Source organism: Psychrobacter sp. GP33 (genome assembly GCF_014119005.1).
Lineage (GTDB): Bacteria > Pseudomonadota > Gammaproteobacteria > Pseudomonadales > Moraxellaceae > Psychrobacter.
On the sequence record NZ_JACGYX010000004.1, the window covers coordinates 268,217 to 284,720 of the forward strand.

Sequence of the window (16,504 nt, forward strand, 5' to 3'; positions counted from 1 at the left end):
ATCACTTAACCCCATTCATTTACGCGTAAAAATCTACCATGCTTTCCAGACTAATCGGACGGATTTTATCCGCTTGACCAGCTGAACCAAAGGCTTCAAAACGATCCATACAAATAGCTGACATCGCAACCATAGAAGCTTTGAAGTATTTACGGGGATCAAATTCACTAGGATTTTCGGCAAGGAATTTACGGATAGCGCCAGTTGATGCGAGACGTAAATCGGTATCAATATTGACTTTACGCACACCATGTTTAATCGCTTCAACGATTTGTTCAACGGGCACGCCATACGTTTCGCCAATATTACCGCCATTTTCATTGATAACTTTTAGCCACTCTTGCGGTACAGACGACGAGCCATGCATCACTAGATGCGTATTAGGAATACGCGCATGAATCTCTTTAACCCGTTCAATGGATAAGATATCGCCAGTCGGTGGACGGGTAAATTTGTACGCGCCATGACTGGTGCCAATAGCGATGGCTAACGCATCAACGTTGGTGTCTTTGACAAACTGCTCTGCTTCATCCGCACTGGTTAATAACTGTTCGTGATCAAGTATGCCTTCTGCGCCAGAACCATCTTCTTCACCAGCCATACCCGTCTCAAGGCTACCCAAACAGCCAATCTCGCCTTCAACAGACACACCGCAGGCATGGGCAAGTTTCACTACTTCACGAGTGACGCTGGCATTGTATTCATAATCCATTGGCGTTTTGCCATCTTCTCCTAGCGAACCATCCATCATCACCGATGAAAAACCAAGCTGAATTGAACGCTGACAAACCGCTGGTGACATGCCATGATCTTGATGCATTACGACTGGGATATGCGGCCATTCTTCAATCGCAGCAGTAATTAAATGCCGTAAAAATGACGCTCCTGCATAGCCACGTGCGCCTGCACTTGCCTGAACAATCACTGGTGAATTGCACGCATCTGCTGCCATCATGATTGCCCGCATTTGCTCTAAGTTATTCACATTATAAGCTGGAACACCGTAGCTATGTTCAGCAGCGTGGTCTAAAAGTTGACGCAAGGAGATTAAAGCCATAACACATTCTCTAATTAAGGTTTAAAAATGGTGACATGCTGAGGTAAAGGGTTGGAAATCGTACGACATGAACAAACGGGTGTCATAAAAATTAAGCAGTAAGCCCGCAAAATGTCCAATATTAAGCATGTACTATCACCCTTTATTCTCAAGCGCATATTATAGCAAAATTTATCCACGTCTCGCAGAGGTTAGCGCAGTATTTATCTGTTCAACAGATTTTCTATCTATTTTTAATGACTTGTGAACATTCATATCTCATTCATATAGCGCAACCAAATGTCCGTATAAATTTTACATAAAAAAGCCTTGATAGGTATCAAGGCTTTTTTGATAGTGCAAGAGTCGTTATAATTAAAAAACTGCTATGTAAATGTTTATATAATAGTATCTGATTATAACTTTCTTAGACTATCTAGTACTGACATATTAAATACTAGTACTTTTGATCTTCAGAAACGGCTTCTTTTACAGCAGGGTCAGCTTTCAAGTCAGTTGCAGGCTTCGCTGCGGCATCAGCAGCAACGTTAGATGCGCCATCAGCTACTGCACTGGCACCCTTAGCGACAGCATCAGCAGTACCTTCAACGGCTTTATTAGTACCATCTGCGATTGCTTCACCAGTATTCACTACAGCACCTGCAGCAACTGCGCCCGCCGTTTTAGCACCATCAGCAATTTCTGCACCAGTATCTTGAGCAGCTACTTCAGCTTCAGCAGCAGCTTGTTCAGTATTAGCAGCAATATCATCGCCTGCAGCTTCAGCAGCCGCTTCAACGTTACCCGCATCAGCTTGTTCTTCTGTTTGCTGGCTACATGCAGTGACTGCAAAAGTTCCAGCAAGGATGCTAGCAAGTAACAAATGACGTTTTAACATAATAAACCTCTAGTAAATAATGCATGTCAAATACATGGTGACGCCATTTTATAGTCAGCAAATACGACATGCAATAACAATTTTCAGTATATTAACAATATAATAACTGCTCAATAATCGTGGTCAAAATTCATTACTATAATTCAGCTCGCTAAAATATTTATCCAATTAGATTAGCGCTACTGTATCGTTTTCTAATACTCGCAAGATTTTGACAACCTGTTAGACTACCTTAGTCAATAAACAGTTGTTGTACAAATCATGTTACTAGGCAGGCATTTGCAGCGCTGCTACGGCAGGTAAAGTCTTGCCTTCAACAAACTCTAAGAACGCGCCACCACCTGTTGACATGTAGCTGACACCTTCGGCAACTTGGTATTTATCAATAGCTGCAAGCGTATCGCCACCGCCAGCAATTGAAAAACCAGCGCTCTGCTGTACGGCTCTGGCTAAAATCTCAGTACCTGCGCCAAAGGCATCGACTTCAAACACCCCAACTGGACCATTCCATAAAATAGTTTTAGCATTCATAATGGCTTCAGCTAACTTCTCTGCACTTTGCGGAGCGATATCTAATATCATATCATTATCCCCAATGTCGCTAACGGCTTTTACCGTTGCCGTGGCAGCTTGTAAAGAACCAATAAAATCATCAAAATCAATCTCTTTTTTATCAGCAACAACCACATATTCAGGCAGTAAAATCTCGGTTTTTTGCATGATGTCACGCGCGGTATCCACTAAGTCAGCTTCATACAATGATGCACCAACACTATGACCTTTTGCCGCTAAGAAAGTATTGGCAATGCCGCCACCGACGATAATTTGGCTGCATAGCTCTGCCAAGCTATGTAAAACTTCGAGTTTAGTGGATACCTTTGAGCCACCAACGATGGCTAACATCGGTTGCGCTGGTGTGTCCAGTCCTTGCGTCAATGCATCAAGTTCTGCTGATAATAAAGGTCCTGCGCATACTGTTTTACCAGCAGCACGCATCGCTTGCGTGACTCCTTCGGTAGAGGCTTGTGCCCGATGCGCAGTGCCAAAAGCATCCATCACAAACACATCACACAAGTCAGCATAAGCTTTCGCTAAACTTGGCGAGTTTTTCTTCTCCCCAGCGTTAAAACGTACGTTTTCTAGCAGGATAACTTCACCTGCTTTCACATTCACACCTGCAGTTAGATAATCACGATTTAAGCTAACCGGCTGCTTAATTTGTGTACCTAATTTATCGGTTAAATAATCGGCAACAGGCGCAAGCGAATATATTTCTTCAGGACTACCTTCGGTTGGACGACCCAAATGTGAGCAGACAATAACGCCAGCACCCTTTTCTAACGCTAATTTTATCGTCGGCAAACTGGCTTGTAAACGTGCATCACTTGTCACTTTGCTATCTTTAATAGGCACGTTCAAATCTTCACGAATCAACACGACTTTTTCAGCTAAATCCAACTCACTCATACGCAAAAAATTCATTCACTACTCCTGATATTAATTAATGATTAAAAAATATGAATTAACAATTATTCGATTTATAAACACTATTTGATAGCAAAGGTGCTGTTTATTTACATGACAGCTTCTTTTTAATAGTAATTTCTGCTAATGACTTTAGATAAGGGGTCTAACAAATTTAGGACGTGAGTGTAGCATAAGGTGAACTTTTCTAAACAGGTCTATCCGATGAAATTTAGCTGTTTATTGACAACGGGTTTTAATATATTAAAAGTTCGATAACATTTCGTGGTGGCGCGTGGTCTTCATAGCTCTTATGATGAATAGCCGAACAATAACTATAATCTCTGGAGAGAATATCATGAGCATCAACTTAGATACCGCCAAAACCAATTTATTGGCTTTAAAAGACGAATATGAAACCCGTATTGATAAAATAGAAGACCATATTCAGCATCCACAAGATGATTTAAATGAGCACTGGGACGACCAAGCGATTTCCTACAGCCAAAACGACATGCGCAAAAACTTGCTGATAGAAGCGAAGCAAAGCTTGGTTTATGTTAGAAATGCGCTCAGCCGCATTGAGAATGGCACTTATAGTGACTGTGAAATCTGTGGTAAAGAGATTGCAGAACAAAGACTAGAAGCGTTGCCGTACGCCACATTATGTATGGAGCATGCTAAATAAACTTGCTGTTGAGCTAAATTAATATTTTAATCAAATGCTAATTTATAAGATAACTTGTCAAAAGCTAAGCAGGCGTGTGCTATGAATGTAGCGCCTGCTGCCATTGATGACAGCGCTCTGCTATTTTATCCACTGGCAAATCCATAATGTCACCCACTATCGCGATATAAGTTAGTGGTAGCTCTGCTAAGTTTGCTATGTTTTCAGCGGTTAAGCCACCAATAATGCAAATATCAATCTCTTGCTGGCAGCCATCAATCAGCTGCTGGCGCGTGATGGTCGCCGCATTTGGCTTGGTATGCGATGCAAATACTGCGCCCATTGCCGCATAATCTGCTCCATCATCCTTAGCTTCTTTAACAAGTTCAATATCACCATGACAAGTGCGCCCGATAATTTGATTGGGCAACAGTCTTTGTTTTGCTGCGCTGATGTCACCATCGCCTTGTCCAAGGTGCACACCTACCCCAAGCTTAGCCGCTAACTCAATATCATCGTTAATAACAACTTTAATCTGATATTTTTTGGCTAATGCAACAATTTGCGCAGCCTCATGATATAACTTGGCTTGCCCTTGCTGCTCCGCCAATACCTTTTTGCGCCGAACTTGTAATAACGCAATGACGCCTGTTGCTAAGGCAATTTCCAGCTTAGCATATAGCAAGTCAAACACATCATCGTTGGTCAGTAGATAAAGCTGCGGTATTAGTGGCTGAGTCATGTTAATCCTTACGCTTTTATACACCCAAAAAAAAGAGCCGTTATATGAATAACCGCCCTCTTTATATTTATAACTTTCTAATTTTTATTACTTCTTAATAAAAACCAGAATAACAAGTTACCTTAAACGGTACGGCGACTTGATAAACTGTTTAAGATATTCTTAGCATCACCCCAACGAGTATCTGAGCTACCAGCACCTAAAATCACGATAATCGCTGGTCGGTTATTGACTTTAGTTTCCATCACCACGCAACGACCGGCTTCATTAATAAAGCCTGTTTTAGAGATACCAATTGGATAGTTACCTGAACGTACTAGCGAGCTAGTATTACTGGCTTTATAGGTGCGATTGCCACTACTATAGTTAGCAACGTAGAAATCATAGTCTTTGGTGGTTGAAAAACGACGGATCACATCGTAATTGCCAGCAGCACGTACCATTTTCACTAAGTCATTTGATGACGCAACATTACGTGCATCAAGACCTGTTGGATCACCGAAGAATGCTGTGGTCATGCCTAGAGATTTGGCTTTATTATTCATTGCACGCATAAAGGCACTATAACCACCCGGATAATTACGCGCTAATGTTTTTGCAGCCGGGTTTTCAGATTTCATCAATGCCATAAGTAATATTTCAGCGCGATTCATGCGATCGCCTACTTTTAGACGCGTACTCGCACGTTTAGGACCGACGAAATCTTCTGCATCAAAGGTAATCTCTTCACGCATATCAAGATTAGCATCTAGTACTACCATTGCTGTCATGATCTTAGTGATACTCGCCATAGGACTTGCGGTATTGGCATTTTTTTCATAAATTGTTTCGCCAGTTTCCACATCAATCACCGCCACACTGCGCGAACTGGTGCTGATCGGAATCATATCGCTACTGCCAAAGCCGCCTTTATAAATCGTATTGTAAGTATTACGATTGGCGCTGCTATCAGCATTGGTTAAGCTGGTCGTGCCGTATCCGTTATCGACCTTTTTAATCGCTGAGCCTTGTGACTTTGACATGATATTGCGAGCTTCAGATAAACTGTTAACCCCGCCCCAGCTTACGCGCGCAACCGATTCGGTATTACCATTAATGGTCAATGCAGCTTGTGCGGCACTGCCCAAACTCAATGAGATAATGGCAGCAACCAACTGCTGTTTGGTTAATGGTAGATTTTTCATTCTTCCTCCGGCTATTGTTATCACAATATTGTGATACAGGTTGACGTGAGTAACTTACGTAGCGATTGTGGATGCGTTTGTAGGCACTCGTATAGAGTTTTTGTACTTTTAGTGTATCATGGATTGCATTCAAGGGTAATCCAATGACGTTATGACATTGAAATTAATCATCTAAATTGAATATTTGCTACACTTGCTTTGCTTTTGTGCAATGTTCATTAACATATGAGTCATATTCTCTTTCACTTTGTATTTTAAGCAGTATCTTGGAATCTATATATAAGTGATAATAGATGAGATGATATTTTTTCATGTCTTTGAACTCAAGACTTTTCTGATATTCCATATATTCATTTAATATAGATAAGTAGCATTATAAAGTTCAATATCCGCATTTTTTTCTTAACTAAAAAAATCGTTAAGACGAAACAATTGTTAAAATAAAACAATTACTAAGAGTTTAACTATGATTCGAGTATTGGTAGTAGATGATCACGATTTAGTGCGAATGGGCATCAGTCGTATGTTGTCTGACAGCACTGATATTGAGGTGGTGGGTGAAGCGGATAGCGGTGATATGGCAATCAAACTTGCCAAACAGCTGAACCCTGATGTGGTGCTATTAGATGTTAACATGCCTAATATTGGCGGGCTTGAGGCGACTAAACGTTTGATTCAGCTAGATATGAACATTAAGATCTTAGCGGTGAGTAGTATGGTGACTCAGCCCTATCCTTCTATGTTATTGAAGGCTGGAGTTAATGGCTATATTACCAAGGGCACCCCGTTAGATGAGATGATACGTGCTATTAAAAAACTGTATCAAGGCGGACGTTATTTTAGCCATGATATTGCTGAGCAATTAGCTGAAGTTTTATTATCCGATAATGCCTCTTCACCATTTGACTTACTGAGTGATCGCGAAAAACAAGTTGCCATGATGGTTGTGAACTGTCAAAGTCCACAGCAGATTGCCGATCAGTTATTTGTTAGTGTCAAAACCATCAACACCTACCGCTACCGTATTTATGAAAAAGTCGGTGTGGATAGCGATGTAAAATTAACTCATATGGCGATTCGTCATGGTCTCATTCATCCTTAGAATGCTGTAATCTTGTTATGAGAACACCTATTTCCTTCATTAGCGACTATTTGCAGCACGGCAATGTCTTGCCTGCGCCTCAACTGCGGCGTTTAGGTCTGCTTTATAGCAGCTATCGGCTGGTCATCAGCATTTTTTTTGTGGTGATGAGCTATATTACTGCTCATTCTGAGGGCAGTTTGCTGTTGCCCAGTTTGTTATCGCAAACTGCGCTTAGTGTTTATGTGTTGGTAAGCTTTGGCCTGTTTAATTTATTTTATGTGATGCACAAGCTGGCCTCTCAACAATTAGCATTTGGGCTGACCCTTGATATCATTATGCTTAGCTTATTGCTGTATACCAACGGCGCTCCAGACTTACAATTAACCTTGTTGTATATGGTCGTGGTTGCTACCAGCTTTATGCTACTGCAAGGCTCGCAAGCGATTATCATCACTTTATTAGCGGTCATTTTTGTCATCTACCAGCAGTTTTTTTATGCTATTACCAATAGTATGAGCCTCACTGACTTGGTCGATGCTCTCCTCATCTCTTTTAGTTTTTTGGCAGTCGGTTTTTTAAGTTGGTCAGTCTCTCAGCGCTTGATTCATGTTGAAAAAATGGCTTTCCAGCAGGCACAAGAGGTAAAAAGGCTCAGTCATATCAATCAAGAAGTCATCAGTCAGATGCTTAATGGCGTGATGGTCATTGATAAAGGCAAGATTGTGTTGGCTAATACTGCAACTTATCAGTTACTGGATCTAAAAGGCATCCGTATAAATGATTCAGGCACTTCACCTGAAACGCTAAAAAACCAACTCTTTAATTCTGATAAGCCACGTTTTTTACAGTGGTTGCGCCCTACTATTAATCAAAAAAAAGCCACTAATAATCAGCAAAGTAGTGCGCTTCTGACCGTTCAACAACAAATCCAAGCGTTGCACGCACCATTATTTGATAGTTGTTTAACTGTGGCTGCCGGAATGTCACGAAATTTTATTTATGAGCTACCGGTAGAGACAAGTACCGCGTTAAGCAATAAGCTACGCATTCAAATTATTCCACTTAAAGATAGTAGCCAACTGATTTTATTGGAAGATTTGCAGCGTGAGCAAGCGGGCGCTCAACAGTTAAAGCTTGCCTCATTAGGACAATTGACCGCCAGTATCGCTCATGAAATTCGTAATCCATTAGCATCTATCTCACAAGCAAGTCAGCTATTAATGGAAGATATCATGTTTGATAATGCCAAAAATAGTGATGATGACGGTGTTGAGAATTATGAGCATTCAATAGCTGTCAATCATTCATCTGCTACGTCATTCAATCATCATGATATATCAGGTAATTATGAGCTATACAAAATTATATTTGCTCAGACCAAACGCGTAAATCGTATTATTGAAGACGTATTAAAGTTGTCGCGACAACAGCCCCCAAACCAGCAAACCATCTCTATTATACCGTGGATACACCAGTTTTTAGTTAACTACTTTCCGAATAACGTGGTACTTCATGTCTATTCTCAACCCATTATCGAGTTTGATACGCACCAATTAGAGCAAATATTAATTAATCTTATTAATAATGGATTGCGCTATGGTCATCGTGTCAACCCAGAATCGTCTGTCGAAGTTGAAATTTATAATAAGCAAAATAATGTTATTATTGACATTCTAGATCATGGTAATGGTGTTGATACTGCGCACTTAAAACAGCTATTTAATCCATTTTTCACCACTGACAAATCAGGAACTGGATTGGGGCTTTATTTATCGCAAGCATTTAGTGAAGCCAATCATGCCCGTTTACGCTACGCACCTGAGCATAAGAAAAGCTGCTTTCGTTTGATTATTCCTGCTTTATCGCTGGAAACATAATTATTATTATTAATTAATATGGACAGTTAGTGTTTAAATATACCTATTCAAGCTCTTTTTAGCATTCGTTTTAACCCTTTAGATTCGACCCACAATTTTTTATTATTTGTACATATTGAATACATTTGAGGTGATATATGACAGCAACAGCGCTGATAGTTGATGACGAAGTAGATTTATGTCGGCTGATGCAAATCACTTTGACAAAGATGGGTATTAAAAGCGATGTTGCCTATAGTTTAGCTCAAGCCGAAGGGTACTGGAATTCTAATAGTTATGACTTTTGTTTAACTGATTTAAATTTACCAGATGGTTCGGGACTGGATTTGGTCAAGCGCATCAGCAGCAGTTCAAGTACCCCGATTGCGGTTATTACAGCACATGGTAGTATGGATTTAGCGATTGAGGCATTAAAGCTTGGGGCATTCGATTTTGTGAATAAACCGCTTGAATTGCCACGCCTACGCCAACTGGTTGAAAGTGCTTTGAAAGTGATTCGGCAAGATAGCAATGTTAAAGTAGTAAGCCTGCATACACCAGAGCAACAGCTATTAGACAGTCGTCTTATCGGTAACTCAGCTGTCATGCATCATCTCAAAAGCACTATTTTAAAATTGGCACGCTCGCAGGCACCTGTATTTTTATCAGGGGCATCAGGCACGGGTAAAGAAGTGGTGGCACGACTCATTCATGATTTGAGCGCCCGCCGAGATGGAAGTTTTGTACCTGTCAACTGCGGGGCAATCCCATCGGAGCTCATGGAGTCTGAGTTTTTCGGTCATAAAAAAGGAAGCTTTACCGGTGCAGTGGCGGATAAGCAAGGACTATTTCAGCAAGCCAGCGGCGGCACACTATTTTTGGATGAAGTCGCAGATTTACCGCTTGCCATGCAGGTAAAGCTGCTACGCGCCATTCAAGAAAAAACGGTTCGTGCCATTGGTGATACGCGTGAAATTCCTGTCGATATCCGGATTCTTTCAGCCACTCATAAAGATTTAAATCAATTGGTACAAAGTGGCGCTTTTAGACAAGATTTATATTATCGTATTAATGTTATTGAGTTAAAACTACCCGCGCTTAACGAACGCTATGAAGATATCCCCGCGTTAGCCCAACATTTTTTAATGCTCATTGCCGAAGAATGGCAATTAGAACACCCATCCGAATTATCACCTGCTGCTTATCAACGTTTACAACAGCATAATTTTGCTGGTAATGTTCGCGAACTGCGTAATATTCTCGAGCGCGCCATTACCTTATCGGAAACGATTTTGATTGAGGTGGCACATTTAGGCTTGCCTGAAATAACTGCCCATGATGAACCTAATGATAAAAATACAACAGTTAAACAGACTATAAACGACAAGCCATCCAATACTCAGAATACCAGTAATACGACTTCGGCTTCTCATTTACGGCCGTCTGATAGTACAGTACCACCTATTCAAGCCAATGTTCAAAACAAGACGGGACAAATAGCGCTAAATTCTTATCGCACCAATGGCTATTCTTACTCTAGCGCTATTAAAGGGATTATCTCTCAGCATTTTGAGTCGACTTTTGCGCAAAACAAATTGACCGATGATAAGACTATTAAAAATACAGATACGCTATCTGATACCTCATCAGTGCTGCCAGAAGATAGGGACGAATTACCTACAATAGGGCTAGAAGCATATTTACAAGAGCAAGAAGAGCGTCTAATTATTAAAGCGCTGCAACAAACCAGAGGTAATAAAACTCAAGCAGCCGAACTACTGGGCACGACTTTTCGCTCGCTACGTTATCGAATGAAAAAGCTAGAAATCGATGACGATTAACAAACTAAGAACGCTTAGCCACTTACTTAATAGCGCGTACGGTTTTAAAGTAAAGTCATCAATAAGCTTTACTATTTATCAATAATGATGCTACTTTTTGCCTCATTATTTTTATGATCAATGCTTTTAGAATCAATGTTTTTAGAATTAATACTTTTAGCGTCACCTTGTACAAGACGAATACCAGAGGAGCTGATTTGCTTGCGTAATAATGCAAGTGCTTGTTGCTCCCAACCTTGTTCATTGCCTGATAAGCGCACATCTGGCTGTACGCCAATTTTTTCTATTTGCTTACCGTTTGCTGTAAGATAATGAGCAACGGTAAGTTTAATTGCTTGCTCATTATTAAGCGGTATCACTGATTGTACTGACCCCTTACCATAGCTGACCTCGCCCACAATAGTGGCGCGTTTTTGCGTTTGCAAACTACTGGCAAGTACTTCAGCAGCAGAGGCTGAATACCGGTTTTGTAGTATCATTAGCGGCAATGGCTTAAGCACAGCGCTACCCCGCGTGGTTAAGGTGCTGGTTTCACGTTGACGTCCTTTAACTTGTACTACCTTGGTATCTTCCATAAATAAGCTGGCTACTTGTACCGCTGAGGTCAGTACGCCGCCCGGATTATCACGTACATCCAATAATATAGCCGTGACAGGAGCATTTAAGTCAGTTAAGCTTTTTAAAATTTGCTCCCGACTGTTATTTTGAAAAGCAGGCAGCCGCACAATAGCAATACCGTTTACAAGGCGCGTTTCAATCGCTTGAGAGTGCATATTATTGCGCTGCAAGGTGCTGCTATGTTTGCGACGTCCTGCTTTTGAGGTAATGACATCAACTTGTGTGCCTGCAACGCCGGTGAGCAACTGCTGAATATCATTATTAAGCTTACTCTCATCCAATTTAAATTCATCAATTTGATGCAGATAATCCCCAATAGTGATGCCTTTTTTATCCGCAGATGAATTATTTTTAACATCAGTGATTACCCAATAACCAAGTTTGGAATCATAATCAGCCTTAATCCCGACATCCCCAACATCACCTTCGGTAAAGGCACGTAGGTTTTCATAAGCCGCAGCATCTAAAAATTCAGCGTGACTGTCCAAATTAGTCAACATACCGCTCATAGCGTTATTGAATAATACTTCATCATTAACCGGCTCAACATATTCGCGCCGTATCAAGTCAACTACCGACACAAATGTCTTTAAGGTTTCAGGTGAAATGGCATTTAGAGATACTTGTGCGACGCTATCAGGAATATCAGTATTAATGTTCGGAGGCGTGGTGGGTCGTTTAACATTCGCATTGTTGATAATCGCTGTGGTATCTGGTGCTTCATCAATCCAATCATCGGTTTGATCCACAACCGCTGCAATATCATCTAGCTCATCGGCACCATCCTCTGCACTGACTTCATCACTTTTTAGATTAATGAGTTTTAAACCCGCAGTAGGATTAAGAATAGTTGATTTAATAACCGGTTTGACAGGGGTCTTAATCGTATTAACTGGCTTCTTTTTTACCGACCTGCTTGATACTTGCTTAGCTGGCACACTTTTGGTTGACCCTGTTTTACTTTGAATGGCGCTCTTATTTTTTACCGCACTGGCAATGGGCGCTTTTACATTAGGCGACTTAACAGGGCTGGCTGCCAGTGCCGCTTGAGAATAGATATTAAGCACCCCTAACAGCCCAAATAACGCTATTTTTATTATCGGTCGCTGCCATACATACGTAACGGACGACAATAATTTTAATGGGCACGATAAGGGATGAGCGGATAAGCGCATAAAAAGACTCATATAAAATAAAAAAGAGAGGTCAAATGGAGATATAAAGGTAATGAGCAGTAGTATAGCAATAAATACGCGACACATGAAAAAGGGAAGGATAATAGATATCCTTCCCTTAACAAGTTGTAAATAACCATTAAGTGTCGACAATGTTAAGCTGTAAAGATTCGGATAGCCACATTTATTACTATAGTTATAATTTAAGAATTTATAATTAAACTGGAATTAGTAAATTCTCGCCCGTCATCTCAGTAGGCGCATCAAGATCCATCAATGCCAAAATCGTTGGTGCGATATCACTCAACTTGCCACCTTTACGCACTCGCACTTTTTGCTCACCAACATAAATAAGCGGTACATGCTCTGTGGTATGCTGAGTGTGGACTTGCCCACTTTCATAATCTTGCATTTGCTCGCAATTACCATGATCAGCGGTAATCAGAATGTCGCCGCCCGCAGCACGCACTGCTGATTCAATACGACCTACGCACACATCAAGCGCTTCTACGGCTTTAACGGTCGCATCAAAAACGCCCGTATGCCCGACCATATCGCCATTGGCATAGTTCACGATTAATACATCGTATTCACCAGATTCAATAGCAGCAACTAACTTATCCGTTACTTCAGGCGCACTCATTTCTGGTTGTAAATCGTAAGTAGCTACATTTGGAGAGGGTACTAAAATACGCGTCTCACCGGTGTATTCTGCCTCACGGCCACCACTAAAGAAAAAAGTGACGTGCGCATATTTTTCAGTTTCAGCAATACGTAGCTGGGTTTTGCCGTTATCTTGCAGATATTCGCCTAACGTATTACTCAATGACGTTGGATAGTAAGCAATACTAGTATTTGCGCTATCTGCCAAAATATCTGAGTACTTGGTCAACATTACAAAGGCAGCAAGCTTAGGACGCTTATGACGGGCAAATCCTGAAAACTCATGGTCAGGCAAGACAAATGCCTGTGCCAACTCACGCGCACGGTCAGAGCGGAAGTTCATAAATATCAGCGCATCATTATCATCAACGGTAAATGGCATCTCATCACGACCGATTACAATCGTTGGATTAATAAATTCGTCAGTCTCACGTGCTTTATAAGCTGCTTGTATCGCCCCATCAGCACGAGTAGCTAGGCGATCCGCTTTACCTTCTGTCAACAGCTCATAGGCTTTTTGTACGCGATCCCAGCGATTGTCACGATCCATCGCATAATAACGCCCGATGATACTGGCAATGCGTACTCGACCTTCGTAATGAGCATTCAGCTTTTCAATATAATCACGCAAGCGATTAATATACTTATCAGCAGACTTAGGTGGCGTATCGCGACCATCTAAAAAGCAATGCACAAAAACATTCTTCGCCCCATGGACTAAAGCGGAGTGACACATGCCCTCAATATGATCTTGATGTGAATGCACACCACCATCCGACAATAAACCCATGATATGTACGTTACCACCCAGCTCATTCGCCGCTTGTACCGCGCCAACTAATGCCTCGTTTTTATAAAAATCGCGGTTAGCCAATTCATTTGAGATACGCGTTGAGTCCTGATAAAGCACACGTCCAGCACCTAAATTCATATGCCCCACTTCAGAGTTACCAAACTGACCATCTGGCAATCCCACATCCTCTCCCGATGCAGATATCAGCCCATGTGGATACTGTTGATAAATCTTATCTAGATTGGGCATATTGGCAGCAGCGATGGCGTTATCCTTCACCTCTTCACGATGTCCAAAGCCATCCAATATCATTAACACATGCGGTATTTTTTTATTTAGCTTGTTATTAGCTTGGGTCTGATTCTCGTCAATAGACTCTGATTGTTGCTGCGTACTGGTCATAGATTACCGCTCCTCAAGTGAATGAACGCCTATCGTGCATTATTAGAATGAATTAGCATTGATACTTATCAAGTCATACATACTACCACAAATACTAAAATACATGAAAAATCAACCCTTTTTAAAAAAGTTCATACCTATTTTTTAATTGACCTTATTAATATTTAACCTAGATCATTGATAATATAGAAGTGATAGACCTCCTAGTGACTCTCACGTATCAAACTGTAAATCAGACTTGCAATCGCGTTTTTCATTGGGTAATATGGTTTTATTCTGGAGTGTTAGCTAGTAGATGTTTATTCCCTGAGCCGATAATGTTATACCTGGATGCGCTACCTATTGCTTCATTGTGTATGCCTGCACCGCTTGCGGTGACTCAGGAAACCTGCAGAGGCAGTGACGTATCCGCCCTGAACTTCACGGTTCATGGGTCATCATCTTACGGCGGCACTCCGGTTGTTAATTTAAGTGACTGTCATTTATTATTTAGCAAAAGTGCGATAGAAATGATATGTCCAAGTATTGTCCATAGACATTAAGATAAATATTAAAAAGCCCCTTTAACTAATCATTAAAGGGGCTTTTTTTATATAAGATACTAGGTATTTATAAATTATTCATCATTAGCAGATTTAGTAATTTCCTTAACATCTTTTGGAATATCTTTAGCCGTACCATCAACGGTTGTATGCTGCTTAAACACATCGCCAAATGGGTTTTGTTGCTGCTGACTAAATGGGTTTTGTTGCTGCTGACCAAATGGGTTTTGTCCACCCATACCGCCTGCACCACCGAACGGGTTTTGTCCGCCCATTCCTCCCATGCCACCAAAGGGATTCTGTCCACCACCCATTTGACCGCCCATCTGTTTTGCCATCATTTCCATCATTTTTTGCTGATTATTCATGACATATTTATTCGCCATATCTTTTAGTTTCTTTTGTACAGGCGGTAATACAACCAATAATGCTAGCAAATCACTAATAACACCAGGAATCAGTAGTAATAGCCCAGCGACCGCCATGGCGACGCTTTTAAGCATAGTAGACTCTTGCGGACGCATAGCAGGGTTCATCATACCGCCGGCTTTCATTTGCTGCGCCATCGGATTTAGCGCCACCATACCTTTGCGAATGAGCGAAATACCAATCACAGCAGCAATGATAAACCAGCCAAATACTAGCCAGCCACTAACAAACTGTGCCATTAAGTACCACAGTAGCATTTCAATAATAAACCAAACGATGGCAATACCGACTATCTGACCCATAAAGTGTCGTCCTGTAAAATAATAAAATAAAATCTGCGCATAAATTAAAATGGTTAACTTATGATGTATATGGGGATGGCTTGCTATACTATCAAACTTGTAAGCATTTTTTAAGTGATATGGAAAACTATGGCAATTATTATCGGGATTGATCCCGGCTCAAGAATGACTGGTTATGGGATTATTCAGCAAACGGGCGATAAACTGACGTATATCGATGCCGGTACGATTCGTACAGATACGAAGGAGATGCCGGAACGACTTAAGCGTATTTTTAATGGTTTAACCCGTATTACCCAGCATCATTTAAAGTATAGCGATGAGCCTATTTATACGGCGATTGAGCAAGTTTTTATGGCAGAAAATCCTGACTCTGCCCTTAAGCTAGGTCAAGCGCGCGGTGCCGCAATAGCCGCGATGGTCGCTTTAGATTTGGAAGTGTCAGAGTATACCGCGCGCCAAATCAAACAGGCGGTCTGTGGCTATGGTGCTGCTGCTAAAGAGCAAGTGCAAGAGATGGTTTGTCGTATTCTTAAGCTTGATGTGGTACCGCAACAAGATGCCGCTGATGGTCTTGCTTGCGCCATCTGTCATGCACACTCAAGTCATTCTATGAGCAAGCTGCTACTCAACAGTGGTATGAGTGGGCGCGGTGCTACAAAGAAAAAAGGACGCTGGCGATTAACGGAAGAAGACTTGAACAATCGTCAATAATAGCTACTTTTATTTATTAACTCCTATAAAAAAATACGTGTCCAAATGAAAGGTCACGTATTTTTTTATATTAAATATATGGTTTTGAACGGTT

13 protein-coding genes and 1 other RNA gene are annotated in these 16,504 nt (G+C 41.1%); 6 read left to right on the forward strand and 8 right to left on the reverse strand.

The window, feature by feature from the left end:
• Window positions 1-19 precede the first annotated feature (19 nt).
• The 3 genes from fba to H2245_RS07560 all read right to left on the reverse strand — a co-directional run bounded on the left by fba (window position 20) and on the right by H2245_RS07560 (window position 3,416).
• Complete coding sequence (gene fba / locus H2245_RS07550; RefSeq protein ID WP_182406770.1) at window positions 20-1,057, reverse strand: class II fructose-bisphosphate aldolase; 1,038 nt, start codon at window positions 1,055-1,057, stop codon at window positions 20-22.
• A gap of 436 nt (window positions 1,058-1,493) precedes the next feature.
• Window positions 1,494-1,934 (reverse strand): hypothetical protein, encoded by a 441-nt coding sequence (locus tag H2245_RS07555; RefSeq protein WP_182406771.1) that lies wholly within the window; start codon window positions 1,932-1,934, stop codon window positions 1,494-1,496.
• A 267-nt stretch (window positions 1,935-2,201) separates the two neighbouring features.
• Entirely contained in the window at window positions 2,202-3,416 is a 1,215-nt protein-coding gene (locus tag H2245_RS07560; protein ID WP_182406772.1) for a phosphoglycerate kinase, read from the reverse strand.
• Window positions 3,417-3,756: 340 nt separating this feature from the next.
• Here H2245_RS07560 and H2245_RS07565 point away from each other — a divergent pair, with 340 nt between their 5' ends.
• Entirely contained in the window at window positions 3,757-4,086 is a 330-nt protein-coding gene (locus H2245_RS07565) for a TraR/DksA C4-type zinc finger protein (protein ID WP_182406773.1), read from the forward strand.
• A 79-nt stretch (window positions 4,087-4,165) separates the two neighbouring features.
• On the opposite strand, the gene H2245_RS07570 is transcribed toward H2245_RS07565, so the two are convergent.
• Together H2245_RS07570 and H2245_RS07575 are read right to left on the reverse strand one after the other, a co-directional pair.
• On the reverse strand, window positions 4,166-4,807 hold the full coding sequence (locus H2245_RS07570) for a thiamine phosphate synthase (protein ID WP_182406774.1): 642 nt from the start codon (window positions 4,805-4,807) through the stop codon (window positions 4,166-4,168).
• 122 nt (window positions 4,808-4,929) lie between these two features.
• On the reverse strand, window positions 4,930-5,991 hold the full coding sequence (locus H2245_RS07575) for a serine hydrolase (RefSeq protein ID WP_182406775.1): 1,062 nt from the start codon (window positions 5,989-5,991) through the stop codon (window positions 4,930-4,932).
• A gap of 466 nt (window positions 5,992-6,457) precedes the next feature.
• On the opposite strand from H2245_RS07575, the gene H2245_RS07580 reads away from it, so the two are divergent.
• From H2245_RS07580 to H2245_RS07590, 3 genes are all read left to right on the forward strand, one after another.
• Window positions 6,458-7,093: a response regulator gene (locus H2245_RS07580; RefSeq protein ID WP_182406776.1), complete on the forward strand. Its 636-nt coding sequence runs from the start codon at window positions 6,458-6,460 to the stop codon at window positions 7,091-7,093.
• 17 nt (window positions 7,094-7,110) lie between these two features.
• Window positions 7,111-8,952, forward strand: a complete 1,842-nt coding sequence (locus tag H2245_RS07585; RefSeq protein WP_182406777.1) for a PAS domain-containing sensor histidine kinase — start codon at window positions 7,111-7,113, stop codon at window positions 8,950-8,952.
• A 137-nt stretch (window positions 8,953-9,089) separates the two neighbouring features.
• A complete protein-coding gene (locus tag H2245_RS07590) occupies window positions 9,090-10,772 on the forward strand; it encodes a sigma-54 dependent transcriptional regulator (RefSeq protein ID WP_182406778.1) in 1,683 nt (560 codons plus the stop codon).
• Window positions 10,773-10,843: 71 nt separating this feature from the next.
• On the opposite strand, the gene H2245_RS07595 is transcribed toward H2245_RS07590, so the two are convergent.
• A complete protein-coding gene (locus tag H2245_RS07595; protein WP_182406779.1) occupies window positions 10,844-12,565 on the reverse strand; it encodes a S41 family peptidase in 1,722 nt (573 codons plus the stop codon).
• A 217-nt stretch (window positions 12,566-12,782) separates the two neighbouring features.
• Window positions 12,783-14,423, reverse strand: a complete 1,641-nt coding sequence (gene gpmI, locus H2245_RS07600) for a 2,3-bisphosphoglycerate-independent phosphoglycerate mutase (protein WP_182406780.1) — start codon at window positions 14,421-14,423, stop codon at window positions 12,783-12,785.
• A 270-nt stretch (window positions 14,424-14,693) separates the two neighbouring features.
• Here gpmI and ssrS point away from each other — a divergent pair.
• A non-coding RNA gene (ssrS, locus tag H2245_RS07605) (6S RNA) lies at window positions 14,694-14,889 on the forward strand.
• Between the two features lie 150 nt (window positions 14,890-15,039).
• Here ssrS and H2245_RS07610 read toward each other — a convergent pair.
• Window positions 15,040-15,696, reverse strand: coding sequence for an FxsA family protein (locus tag H2245_RS07610; RefSeq protein WP_182406781.1), 657 nt, complete (start codon window positions 15,694-15,696; stop codon window positions 15,040-15,042).
• A 129-nt stretch (window positions 15,697-15,825) separates the two neighbouring features.
• Between H2245_RS07610 and ruvC the strand changes: the two genes are divergently transcribed.
• A complete protein-coding gene (gene ruvC, locus H2245_RS07615) occupies window positions 15,826-16,410 on the forward strand; it encodes a crossover junction endodeoxyribonuclease RuvC (RefSeq protein ID WP_182406782.1) in 585 nt (194 codons plus the stop codon).
• Window positions 16,411-16,504: the final 94 nt, after the last annotated feature.

Bases quoted from the DNA above. Each gene is read 5' to 3' on its own strand.
- fba (WP_182406770.1), bottom strand. From the start codon at position 1,057: ATGGCTTTAATCTCCTTGCGTCAACTTTTAGACCACGCTGCTGAACAT.
- H2245_RS07555 (WP_182406771.1), bottom strand. From the start codon at position 1,934: ATGTTAAAACGTCATTTGTTACTTGCTAGCATCCTTGCTGGAACTTTT.
- H2245_RS07560 (WP_182406772.1), bottom strand. From the start codon at position 3,416: ATGAATTTTTTGCGTATGAGTGAGTTGGATTTAGCTGAAAAAGTCGTG.
- H2245_RS07565 (WP_182406773.1), top strand. From the start codon at position 3,757: ATGAGCATCAACTTAGATACCGCCAAAACCAATTTATTGGCTTTAAAA.
- H2245_RS07570 (WP_182406774.1), bottom strand. From the start codon at position 4,807: ATGACTCAGCCACTAATACCGCAGCTTTATCTACTGACCAACGATGAT.
- H2245_RS07575 (WP_182406775.1), bottom strand. From the start codon at position 5,991: ATGAAAAATCTACCATTAACCAAACAGCAGTTGGTTGCTGCCATTATC.
- H2245_RS07580 (WP_182406776.1), top strand. From the start codon at position 6,458: ATGATTCGAGTATTGGTAGTAGATGATCACGATTTAGTGCGAATGGGC.
- H2245_RS07585 (WP_182406777.1), top strand. From the start codon at position 7,111: ATGAGAACACCTATTTCCTTCATTAGCGACTATTTGCAGCACGGCAAT.
- H2245_RS07590 (WP_182406778.1), top strand. From the start codon at position 9,090: ATGACAGCAACAGCGCTGATAGTTGATGACGAAGTAGATTTATGTCGG.
- H2245_RS07595 (WP_182406779.1), bottom strand. From the start codon at position 12,565: ATGCGCTTATCCGCTCATCCCTTATCGTGCCCATTAAAATTATTGTCG.
- gpmI (WP_182406780.1), bottom strand. From the start codon at position 14,423: ATGACCAGTACGCAGCAACAATCAGAGTCTATTGACGAGAATCAGACC.
- H2245_RS07610 (WP_182406781.1), bottom strand. From the start codon at position 15,696: ATGGGTCAGATAGTCGGTATTGCCATCGTTTGGTTTATTATTGAAATG.
- ruvC (WP_182406782.1), top strand. From the start codon at position 15,826: ATGGCAATTATTATCGGGATTGATCCCGGCTCAAGAATGACTGGTTAT.